The following is a 12,847-nucleotide window of genomic DNA, read 5'->3' on the forward strand; positions in this document are numbered from 1 at the left end:
ATTATATGAATACTACTCTAACTGGTAAGTTACCAGAATTTATTGCATTAAGTGTTTCAGTATAATCAGCTGATAATTTATCTTCCATTGCACTTAAAAACTTATCTTGTGTTTGAAGTTTATCACCTAATGATCTGTATCATTCTGCTGAACCAAAAGTCTTATCGTTTCAATTTGATCAAACAGTTTTTAGGTTTGGATTAGAGTTATCAAATCTGGTTGGTTGGACTTGTAGAATACCTAATCCTTGTTCTTGAAGTTTTTTGCTTGATGTTAGAACATTAAACACAAAGTTTACAGAAATTGATTTATTGTATTCATCAATGTTATTTTTAGTGGTAGCAATGGTAACATCAGATAATGTTCCATCTTTCTTTTGCATCATAGATGACATAAAATCATCAGCAAAAGTTGAAATCTTAGCAAAGTTTTCAAATCCAGCTAAATAAAGTTTTACAATTTTACGGATTTGTTCATCAGAAACAGTTGTAGGAGCAGCAGTATTAGAGAAGAATTTTGCACGAGCAAATACTTGATCTTCAAATTCATGGAGTTTATTGTCTTTCATCGCTTGTTGAATCTTTGCAATTAAAGCGGCTTTTTGACCATTGTCATCTCCATTGACACCAAAAATAAATTGTTCAATTTTTCTTAAGTGGAATGTTCCGTTGTTACCATTTTCATCTGGTTTATCTTGAACCATATCAACAAAACCTAGATTTCCAAACTTATCCTTGTTTGTTAAGGTAGCAAATGCTCCTGCTTTCATCTTGTCTGCACCAAGCTGTCATGGTTGTGCAGGTGTGCTACCAACTAATTCATCGCTTCATTTAGTTGTGAATCCCATTAATCCAGCAAGTGTATTTCTGAGTGGCAATGCATTTACCAAAGAATTATTTAGTTCATCAACTTTTGCTTTTGTTTCAGTTGAACCATTGAATGTAATTTTCATCTTATCTTTTGAAACTTGGTTAGCATCTGCGATAGGATTGTTTTCATCAGCCTTTGATTCTCATAAACCTCATTTTCCGTAGCTTCCTTTTAATTCATTAAGTTCACTTAAAACGGTTGCTAGTTTACTATTAAGTTCATTGAAATCAGCATAACCTAAATTTTTTGCAAAATTTTGTATCTTAGTTTCTTCTGATGTATTATCTGATTTGATTCTATCTGACATTCTAGAAAATAGAGCTTCTGAATAAGGTATTTTAGAATCTTGTTTAAAGTATTGATAGTATGAATCGAAATTAAATGCTGCTTTTAAAACTTCTTCAAGTGCTTTCTTTCTTTCAGGTGATGATCCGTTGTTTCTTGAAGAAATACCATAACCTCAACCACCGGCCGCCTGAATGTATGGAGCTCCATCATCAACAGGAACTACATTGAAGAATGATAGTGCATTTGCTGCATCTCTTGAGTTTTGAACATCTCATGTCCCAATTAATGCATAGTCAAGTTTTTTATCTTTCATTGCACTAAAAATAGTTTGGTTAACAACACCCATATCGCTTCCGTACATTGCTTGTAAATCACCTTGACTTAATCCGTTTTTAGCTCAAACGGTTTCTTTGTATGCCTCTGGTGTCAATCCATAAGCTGCATGAATAATTGGATATAAAACATTAGCAACTTCTTTTAATCCATCTTTAAGTAATCCATGTCATTTATCACCTTTTACAAATCATGAAGAAACTTGTCCTTCATTATTTTTGTATAAGTTCTTTTGGAAGAATGATTGAGATAATGAATCTCCACCTAATTCATCTTGTTGCACTTGTGTGTATGAATCTCATGCTTTTTTGATCCCACCATATAATATACCATTACCATATCAAAAGTCTTGTAATCTTAAGACTAATTTACCTTTTTCAACTAGTTCTTTCAATGTATCTGTATGTTCATTTGTAAGTTCAGCTCTTGTGTCTGCTTCATCTTTGTTTGATGCTAAAATAAGACCTTCCTTGTTATGACGAACTGCTAAAAATTTATGTGTAGGTTTCTGATCTTGTGTCCCGTTAATAGTTCCGAATTTAACAATATCAGCTTTTTGGTCATCAGGTAGCGATACAACTTTGTTTAAATCATCTAGTACTTTTGGTGTATCATTTACTTTATCTCCAAAGAATGTATCTAAGTCAGCTAAATAATTATTTTGTGCAAATTCTGTAACACGGTCTTGAGGTAAATAGAAAATATCAGGAACAGTTGGGTCGTTTAATCCTTGTGTACCAAGGTTTAATGCATCGAAAACACCTTTTTGAATAAATTCAAGTGTAAATCCATCTTTTGTGTGTGAATCAGAAGCATCAAAAAGTTTCTTAACTTCATTGTAAAAGTCCTTTTGTGCTCCATCCACAGCGATGTAAATTTTCTTAGAACCTTTTCCGGTGTCTTGTTGTGCTGAACCACTTGTTCCACAAGAAACAGCAACTCCTACTGCTCCAAGCGATAATAATCCACCTGTATAAACTAATGCTTTTTTTATTTTCATATTTCAATATTCCTTATCTATTGTTAAGTAATTACAGGATTATTCAAATGCAATTTCATTTTTTTGATATGCAATAAAAGAAAAAATAATACAAATTGGTGAGAGTAATAACAAACCACTTATACAAGCAACATAACCTATCCAGTGATTAAATTCTGTTTTTGACATTATATAAATTACATGAATAGTTATTAAAGCAATCGCTAAATAATTTATTACTAATACAGCAAGCATTATACGTACTCAATAATTTTGCAAGGTTTTGAAAAGTTTAATATTAAAAACATTAGGAGATTTACTGAGATTGATAATAATTTGGATAAAAATAATTTCTATAATAAGTACAACAATGTTTGCAAAGAGTAAAAATAAATATTCTAAGATTTTTGGAGTATATTTGCGTTCAAGTGGTAATTTACCTAATCAAAACCACCTAAAACGAGTTTTAAATGGTGGTTTTGAAAAATGTATATTTTTCTTCATAATCCTGATTAAATTATAATATAGCAATACAAAAAACACATAATAATTGTGAAAATATGATATTAATTCCTTTGATAACTTGATATGTCAAGATAGTTGTTCCATAATTTGCTTATTTATAGATAGATTATGACAAAACAATTTTATTTTTTTGTAAATAAATTGGTTTTTGTTCAAGTGTTCGTTATTGATTTTTAATAAAGTTAATAATAAAGAAAAATACACTTTTTAGCTCATATATAAGCAACAAAAGTGTATTTTTATCTCGTGTAATAATAATATATTTCAAGGTTATTTATATTATAAACAGAAATTTTATTGTTTTTTAATCAAAAACACTCCGACTTTTATGTGTGAATCGCTTTTCAATGATTTTTCACTCATTTGAAAACTTTGATTGATTAAATCCTTATCAAATTTATATCCATCTTTTAGGTTAATCTCAAAACTACCTAAATTGTCACTATATACAACTAATAAATAATTTCCATCATGGTTATCTCTTAAGGTTAAATTATTAGGATAATTTGATGCATTTTTGATAATGTCTGATGGTTTCTTAATATATTTTATATCTTGATCTCTAAGTGATGGATATTGCTCGCGTAAATGGATTAATTTTGAAACTAATACATATGAACCGTTTTTATCAGAAACTAATGATTCAACATATCCTTCGCCTTTTGAATCCTGTGTTTGAATAATATCACTTCCTGATCTTTCATCCTTAAAATAAACTCTTTTGTGCAAATCTTTTCATCAATATGCTTCACGAATTTTATCATCACCTTTACTTTTATCTCCACCTTGCATTAATATTTCATTTCCGTCATATAAAATAGGTGTTCCACCACGAGAAAGCAAAGAAAATAATGCCGCTAAATAACCTGCTCTTTCTTTATTGTTAAGTCTATGTGATGTTCCTAACGGTGATTTTGTTACATTTTTTTTATAATTTGCTATTCAACGATCGATATCATGGTTATCTAAAAACGGTAATCAATAACTCATACCTTCATCGCTGTTAAGATAATTGATTAAGTTTTTTTCCTCATCAGAATTAATAAACGGATGTATTTGATATTTATAATGATTTCCATCTAAGACACTACCAAGAGCTTTATAATTCGACCTTCCATACATTAAATATTTTGATGCATCATAAACACTTTTTCATCATTCCCCGAACATTAATACTTCTTTATCAGAACGAGCAACATTATTTTCTATAGCTTGCTTAATTTCTTTATCAGACACATCGCGTCAATCAAAAAATAATTGGGATGTTTTTGATCCATCACTATCGGTTGGTTTATGTGAATTTTCGCTACCAAAATAATGGTAAAAAGCATCATAGCGAAAACCATCAACACCTTTTTTGATTCAGAATTTATGAATGTATTCTATTTCTTTTAAAACATCCGGATTAGTTAAATTTAGATCAGGCATCCCTTTTCAGAATTTTGCTGCATATCTTAGATTTGTATCAGGTTTTGGGTTTTGATGATAATTAATATTTTTAAAGATTTTTCTTACATCTTTGTCTTCACCATAATCTTTATCGTTTGTTGGTTTGTTATCATAAAAATAATAATATTTTTGATATTTTTTATCACCATCTAAAGCTTTTTGAAACCAAGGATGTTCATAAGATGTATGATTTAAAACCATATCTAAAACAACTCTAATTCCTTTTTTGTGTGCCTTAGTTATAAAATTATCAAAAGCTTGCATTCCACCAAGTTCAGGAGCAACAGCAGTATAATCGATAACATCATATCCATGATATGATGAAGACGGATGAATTGGTGATAGATATAAAGTGTCTATTCCTAGATTCACGAAGTAATCCAAATTATTAGTTAAACCAATAAAATCACCAATTCCATCATCATTTCCATCAGCAAACGAATATACAGTTAACTGATACATTACATTCGATTTTGCTTTAGCGATAAATGGAGCTTGAAATTTTGCATTTTGATATTCATCTTGGTAGCTTAAGTTATTCAAACTTTTTTGGTTTTCAGCGACAAATTCATCATTTCCTCACCCTTTTAATCTTTTAACAGTTGATACATCATCATTTTGTTGACTGCATGAAATAGCAGTTGCAATAAATGCAGATGATGTTAAAAATAAAAATTTTTTTATTCACCATCTATGTCTCATATTTACTCCATTAGCATAAAAAATCTACTATAAAGTAGATTTTAACTTCCTTTAGCAAGATTTAAGATATCTTTTCTTAATACTTCAACTTTATCTAAATTACCTTTATTTTTTTGTCAATTTGATATCAATTCATTAAGTTTTTCAGATGAAATTTTGTTGTTTTTTTCAAGGATATCAAGGTTTTTTATGATTTGTTGCATTGATGAAGATTCAAAATATGCATTATTAATTAACTGTAAAGAAGTTGCTTTATGAATTTCGTTTCTATAAAAATTTACAATGCTTTTTTGAAAACTTTTTAAAGTATTAGAAGCATTCTCATGTAGTTGTAATTTACCGATTTTATCAATGTAATCCAAACTTTTCTTCTTACTTCTTTCAATAAATCCATCGTTTAGTTCTTTTAATAAAGCATCAAGTTTAGCTATTTTTTGATCATTAGTAAGGTTTTTATCATCATAAAAAACTTTTACTCTTGTGTCAAAACTTAATGCTCAATCAGTATCTTTTGGATTACTATTAATTATACTGATTTTAGTATCTAAAAACTGCTTATATGTTTGACGTAATTTGCTTACATCATCAGGAAACGATTGTACATATTTTAAATTATGTGTCGGTATTGCTATAGCAGCTGAAACACCAGCAGCACCTAAGATAAATCATGAACCAATAAGCACATTTTTCATAATATTACTTTTCTTTTTGTCTGTCATTATATTCCTTATATTTATTATTATACATTTTTATTTTATATATACTTATCTATCACATTATTAAATTTTTTGCTTTGATATATCAAGTTATTATAAATTTCATAATTTTTCTAATTATCTGGTAATGTTTACACCATATAATACACAAAACACAATATTTAATTATCTTTTAGTTTAAAATATAAATAAGGTAAAATTATAATGAAAGGAAAAATGGATAATAATATTGTTTTGTTTGGTATGCATAATTCGCTTAAACTTGCTCAAAAAGTTTCAGAAATTATTAATATACCACTTTCTAATGTAGAACGAACTGTATATGCTGATGGTGAAGTTATGTTGGTTTCGACTCCAACTGTAAGAAATAAGGATGTTTATATAATCGCAAGCACATCAAGACCTGTAAATGATAATATTATGGAACTTTTGATGTTTATTGATTCGTTGAAACGTGCTAGTGCTAAAACAATTAATGTATGCTTAAGTTACTATGGATATGCCCGTCAAGATCGCAAGGCTCGTGGAAGACAACCTATTACAGCCAAATTAGTTGCTGATTTGTTGCAAACAGCAGGTGTTTCTAGAGTAATTTGTGTGGATTTACACAATCCTTCAATTCAAGGTTTCTTTGATAAACCAGTTGATGATTTAAGGGGACAATATCCAATCGCAAAGGCATTAAAAGCAACAGGTGAAAAATTTACAGTTGTTTCTCCCGATCATGGTGGAACTGTGCGCGCGCGTAGATTAGCTGAATTAATCGCAGAAAGTGTGCAAATATGTATCATTGATAAGCGCCGCACTGGTGTAAATCAAACAGAAGTAATGGGGATTTTAGGTAGTGTAAAAGATAAAAATGTTGTAATAATTGATGATATCATCGATACTGGTGGAACTATTTTAAAAGCAGTTGAAACTTTAAAAGCAAATGGTGCTAAAAAAGTTATAGTTGCTGCAACACACGGAATTTTTACCAAGGGTTTTGAAGTTTTTGAAAATCACCCTGATGTTTCTAAAGTAATTGTAACAGACAGTATAGATAATTATGAAATGTTAGACAAGTTCTTGAAATTGCAAATTGTTTCACTTGGTGAATTTTTAGGTAAAGTAATTAATGCATCATTAGTTGGGGAAAGTGTTTCAGAAATTTACCGCAGTTATGAAAAAGAAATATCAAGTTAATTAGCATCCATAACACACTTTTGTGTGTTTTTTTTATATTACAGTTTATCAGCAAAATTTATATTTTATGATATTACAAATTTTATGCTGATAAAACAAATTATATGAATAATAATGTAAATAATTACTTAAAAACAAAATTATTTTATGAAATTATTAAAAAATGTTAAAAATGCTCAAAACATATGATATATAGCACCCTTTAAAAACACAATAAATATATAAATATGAAAAATTATGGTAAAATTATATAGAATATTTATTCAAACCAACTTATAAAAAGAAAGGAAGTATGAAAAAACTAAAACTTAGTTTAAAAGCAAAAGTTTTACTTTCAGCCAGCATAATAACATTTACATCTGCTATAACTGTAGCAGCAATGTATGGATATGCAAATAACTCAGATGAGGTGCGAGGTTCATCGCTGCCTGTAAGTAAAGAAGAACTGAAAAACGATTTTTCTAAGTTATATAATGAAAATCATGAATTAACACCTGAAATCTTTATCACTGATCCGTCAAAAGAAAATGCAGTTGGATTTATTTCACCTGACTATAAATCATTTGGATTCAATGATAACAAAAGCAAACTTTATTCATTTGAAGACTTTTTTAATGAGTACTATAAAAGATACAATGAAAGTTTTATCTTAGCAGTTAAATATGGTTCATTTACATTTTATGATGAATATGTTTTAGCAGTAAAGCCAGATAAATTTATCGACTTTAGCAAGTGATTTATTAATAATGTTGCATGAGGACCAGATTTATTAACCTTGGATAGTTTTAGATTGGTACCAGGAGTAGAACAAAACGGAAATGCGATTACATTAGGATCGCATTCTACTTTACATAAAGAAGTAAGCGAAATCAAATTCTTCCCTGATGCATTCTTTGGTTCGATGCCAGTTTACTCAGTAATAGGTGGAGCGGGAAACCGAACCGATTCACTTACATATGCAACATTTAAAGATCAACAAGATAAAGTTACTGTTGATAACTTTTTAGCAACCATTCCACTTGCTTCTGCGATAAAAAATTCTCGTTCAGCAAATAATCTACCATTTTTATCGCTTTATAATCCAAACAGATTATTAGGAGAAACCTTTAAAATCTTTATTCCAAAAACTACACGTTTAGAAGATACATTGATTTTACCAAAAGATCTCACAGCATATACATTTACATTAGAAACCAAGGATGTTAATTTACCAACATTTGATAGTTCAGGGCATTCAGATGCCCCAAAAATAACTTATGATTCATTAGTTGATGCGAAAGTTACAAAAGTAACATCATCAAAACCAAATAATAGTGATAATCGAATCTTGAGTATCGAATTTTCTTATAAGGATGCAGATGGTAAAGATGCAAAATTTGTCTATGCAGCAGCAGAAAACGAAATCGATCCATATTTTGAATTAAATTACAAAACATTTAAGGCTATTTTAGATCCAAAATTAAAACATTTTTTAGATTTTTTTGATGTTAAAGCATATGAAGGACAAACACTTTGAATTTATGCTGATGAAAATGCTAATTTATCTGCATATGCATCAAAAGTCGAAGCGATGAATTCGATTGATTCATTGCGTGACTGAAGCAAAGTTCCCCAGGAAAGCAAAAATCGTTTACGTGAATTTAAAGTTAAATCAATTGATGTTAAAAATAAACGTCTTGAAATTACATTAGAAAACACTAATACAAATATTCCACTAATTATCACTTTTGATGCGATGCATATGAGTGATGCCGAAAATAAATTATTCGAACAATTTAAAGATGCAGTAGGGTACAAAGGTTCAATTAATCCAATTTCAATTAAATCAGGCCCAGAAGATATTAGCATCGTTGATAAAAATGGTAGACCTCTTAGAGGATTATCGACTCGTAAATATCAAATTTATAACGAAGTATATACCGGTTTAGTTGATAAAGTTCTTAAAAAGTTTCCACAATTAGCAAAAAAACTAAATGGACCACATATTCAAAGAACAATTAACGATCAAGGATTTTATGATTATAAATTAGTCGAAGGTGACTATTATGGATTACGTGATAGCGATCGTATAGGATTGCCATTATTGCTTTCTGCTACAATAGATAATTACGAAGGGATATCAACTGACTTCTTAAAATATGTTGCAACCCATGAATATGGACACCATTATACACTTGACCAATCACAAGCACTTAATCAAGACAGTAATGCCGTTGTTGTTGGAGGGATTTCTACTCGTGGTGGTTTAACTGAGACATCTTATTATTCAGCAAAATCATTGCGCAATTATTTAAAAGCACGTACTAATTTAGATTTTGTTCGTGTTAACGCGTTAGGGCAACAAACTGAAGATACTGATACAACAGGACAATACATTCGCTTCTTATTTAAAGATAAAAACGGAAAATTTGTTCGTGAAACAGACAAGCAAATTTGAGGAAACCCAATTCCAAACAGTGATGTGTTCAGTGTTTTGGATGAAAAAGATCGTAGATTTTTACAAGACTTTAAAGGAATGCAAGAAGCTGCAAAATTACGTGGAGCAAGATTAGGTGATTTATTTATAGCTAATTCATTTGATGAAAATTCAGGTACATTAAATCCATTTATCGAGGGTGTAAGCAAAACTTTTGAGAAAAAACAAATAGACGGAAAAGATGTTTATGTTTTTAAAGAAGTAGCAATCTCTGATATTGTTGAAAATATAAGAGATGGTTTAGGAAAATCACTTAAAGATGTGATTAAAATTGCTTCCCCAAATTCAATAACAATTTCAGTAGTTGAAACACAAAAAGATGCAAATGCCGCTACTATAGCAACCAAAATTAATGTCTTTGATAAAGATGGAAAACCAGCAATTAATGTTCCGTTAAATGAACCACTTGATGAAAAAAGTCTTGATTATATAAGTGAACAAACAAATATTATTAAGAGTACAATTGAGAGTTTATTAATTACCCGTTTTGCAGATTCAGGTTGAAACACCCGTGATACAGATTTTGGTGGTGTAATTGGTCCAATTCGTAAAACATTGCTTCAAGGAACCAATTTTACAGATAACGGATTTGTTGATTCTTTAAAATACCGTTCAGATGCAGTTGAATTAGATGCAGATTCAAACAGAATCGATCAAATTTACCAAAATAACACAAAACGACCAGGAACCCGTCGCGCATTAGAATATACAGCATTAACAGATAAAGGTGATTTATACACAAACCTCAGTGAAATAATTGATACATATGTAGGATTTATTTTAGAAAACCAAAATAGAGGTTCACAATTTCAAGATGGATATTATGCTCAATTGTTGAATGTTTTTGCTTTTGTTAAAGATGGAAAAATTCAAAAAGGATATACATTCCCGTTAATACTAAACAATCATTTTTCAGATAAAGTCCTTTATAATCCAGATGAAAATGGGCAATCTGATTTATGACCATATGCAAGACAGTTTAACAGTGATAACAATGCTAGTGGTCGTCCACAAATGAACCCGGCTTATGGAATAATGTTTAGTGGTTTTGGTTTATATAACATTGATCAAGACAAAAAATTTGTTCCATTCTTAGCTGGGATCGATGCAGATGGTAATGTTGTTTCAAAAGATACCTTCCAAAGCATAATTCGTAATCCTAGAAGTTTTTCTGCTCTTGTTAAAAAAATAGCATTTGTCAACTTTAATAAAAATACTGTAAAAAACTATAATTTATACAACTCATTTAATAAAGAGTTTTTAGCAACAGTTAAAAATGGAAATCAAAGCGAAACAACAGCAGCATTTGATGATTTCGAAAAATTTATTGAATTTACATCGATTGATTATTCTAAAGCATCATTAGAACCATTAACTGTTAAAGACGGTGCTCCCGTAATTAAATTTAATTGAGATGTTGATTACGTAAAAACTAAATTTGATTTTGATGCATTTAAAGCAGCAGTAGCAACTTCAGATGAATCAGCAGAAAATAAATCAAGAATTGCAGCAGCAAGCGATCAAGAACTTGCAAATGAATTAATGTTAAGATTTAGAAATTCAGATTATTTCTGAACAGTTACAGACTTTAATCCAGCAACTCAGTTAAAAGAAAATCAAGCAATTTTTTCATCTAAATACGGAATCGATATTTTAAGTAATACTTTTACAGACAGCTTTTACTTTGATAAAAAATTTATGGTTGATAATGAACTTATCACACCAACACAAGAACGTACATCATATGATGCACTAGAGTTGCAAAAAATATTCTCTGATTATATAACTGGCATTGTAGGTAAAGATTCTGCTACTAAGATACTAGAATTTACTAATACACAAGACTTATATCAATTTGTAGGTAATATCATTACTTACTTAGGACAAGGTTATCGTGATAATGATCGCATTTGATACCTAAGAAGAGCGGTTTATACTGTATTTAACAATGGATATCCTTCTTCTGATATTCTTGAATATAACTCTACGCGTGTTGAAAACTTGCTAAATGATAAATTTACTGACTATATATATTCAATTCCAGAAACTTTAACTCGTGATTATGTGCAAACTACATATGTCCCTGCCACAGCTGATTTTGGTAACTTGCCTACATACTTAACTAATGCAAACGAAGCATATACAGGACAAGATTATGTAATTGATGCAACTAAGTTAAAAATTTGAAATGAACATAAAAATAGTTATTCAAATATTATTAATGCAAGTTTTGATGCAGTTAGAGCAGAAGCATTTGATAAATTATTTAATGAAACCAAGGATATTTACTTTAAAAATTCATTAGATCGTCAAATCAAAGAATCATTAGCATCAGAAAACCAAATTGAAATACAAAAACTCGATAATCGAAATGCACAAATTGATAAGGAATTGAAAACTCAAATCACGGATGAGCAAAAGAAGCAATTAGAATCTGAAAAAGCAACTAATATAGCATCTAAAAATCAATTACAAGAAGCTAACAAGAAACTTAATGAAGAAATTGCTAAATTATTTGAAGAGCAAGACAAGCAACTACAAGATACATACGAAAAAGTAATTGGTGTATATAAAGGTAAATTATCTGATGTTTCTGATTCAAACGGAAGAAACGAGGATAGATCCTCATCATATTTTGGAAAACTTATAACCAAAAGCAACGGTTACTTCCAAGATCGCTATCAAAAAGTCGCTATTGGAATGCAACTTTATGATGATAATGGAAAAGAAATTATGGATGATGACATCCGTCTAAAGGACTTTAAAAATCAACCAATTAAATCACGTCCGAGAGCTTTCTTTATTTCACAATTACGTAATTTTGGTATCGGAGAGAGAACTGTAGCTGGTATCTTTAGAAATAAACGTATTGATTCATTAGCATTATACGGATATGTTTCTAACGAAGATGCTAAAAAGATAAAACAACTTCGTTTTACAGATGTTGAAACAGGTGAGCAAAAATTCTTACCAATTAATATTAAAGGAACAAATAACGTCTTTTATCTCAAACAACAAGGTGATGCAAGTTCTAAGGTTAGAGTAGAAGATGAAGGATATACTTCATGAATATCTGATTTTGGAGTTATGGCAAAATACCGTAATACCTTATTATTACCAAAGCATCAATACTACATTCAATTTGTAGATGAAAATAATAAAGTTGTTTCCGATTTTACCTTAGGTGATGTAACTCAATTAGCAGAAAACGGAAAAACAGGTACACAAGCATCAGTAACTATAAGACATAATGAAGATTCAAAAACACAAGATAAAGGTAAAGCAATAATCAAGATTGATTACCAATTTAACATAACAGGATAG

The 12,847-nt window shown here is 29.6% G+C and carries 6 protein-coding genes; 2 read left to right on the forward strand and 4 right to left on the reverse strand.

Going from position 1 to position 12,847, the window contains the following annotated elements; translation table 4 throughout:
• Window position 1 precedes the first annotated feature (1 nt).
• The 4 genes from ACXYRO_RS01020 to ACXYRO_RS01035 all read right to left on the reverse strand — a co-directional run bounded on the left by ACXYRO_RS01020 (window position 2) and on the right by ACXYRO_RS01035 (window position 5,865).
• Entirely contained in the window at window positions 2-2,491 is a 2,490-nt protein-coding gene (locus tag ACXYRO_RS01020) for a hypothetical protein (protein ID WP_458614054.1), read from the reverse strand.
• 39 nt (window positions 2,492-2,530) lie between these two features.
• Window positions 2,531-2,974 (reverse strand): hypothetical protein, encoded by a 444-nt coding sequence (locus ACXYRO_RS01025; RefSeq protein ID WP_458614055.1) that lies wholly within the window; start codon window positions 2,972-2,974, stop codon window positions 2,531-2,533.
• Window positions 2,975-3,289: 315 nt separating this feature from the next.
• A complete protein-coding gene (locus ACXYRO_RS01030; RefSeq protein WP_458614056.1) occupies window positions 3,290-5,146 on the reverse strand; it encodes an alpha-amylase family glycosyl hydrolase in 1,857 nt (618 codons plus the stop codon).
• A 41-nt stretch (window positions 5,147-5,187) separates the two neighbouring features.
• The gene (locus ACXYRO_RS01035; protein ID WP_458597601.1) at window positions 5,188-5,865 is read right to left on the reverse strand and encodes a hypothetical protein; all 678 of its coding nucleotides are present in this window, start codon (window positions 5,863-5,865) and stop codon (window positions 5,188-5,190) included.
• Between the two features lie 201 nt (window positions 5,866-6,066).
• Between ACXYRO_RS01035 and ACXYRO_RS01040 the strand changes: the two genes are divergently transcribed.
• Together ACXYRO_RS01040 and ACXYRO_RS01045 are read left to right on the forward strand one after the other, a co-directional pair.
• The gene (locus ACXYRO_RS01040) at window positions 6,067-7,047 is read left to right on the forward strand and encodes a ribose-phosphate pyrophosphokinase (protein ID WP_458614057.1); all 981 of its coding nucleotides are present in this window, start codon (window positions 6,067-6,069) and stop codon (window positions 7,045-7,047) included.
• Window positions 7,048-7,339: 292 nt separating this feature from the next.
• Window positions 7,340-12,847 carry a PDxFFG protein gene (locus ACXYRO_RS01045; RefSeq protein WP_458614058.1) on the forward strand — a complete coding sequence of 1,836 codons (5,508 nt, stop codon included), beginning with the start codon at window positions 7,340-7,342 and terminating at the stop codon, window positions 12,845-12,847.

The organism is Mycoplasma sp. 4013, assembly GCF_054353875.1.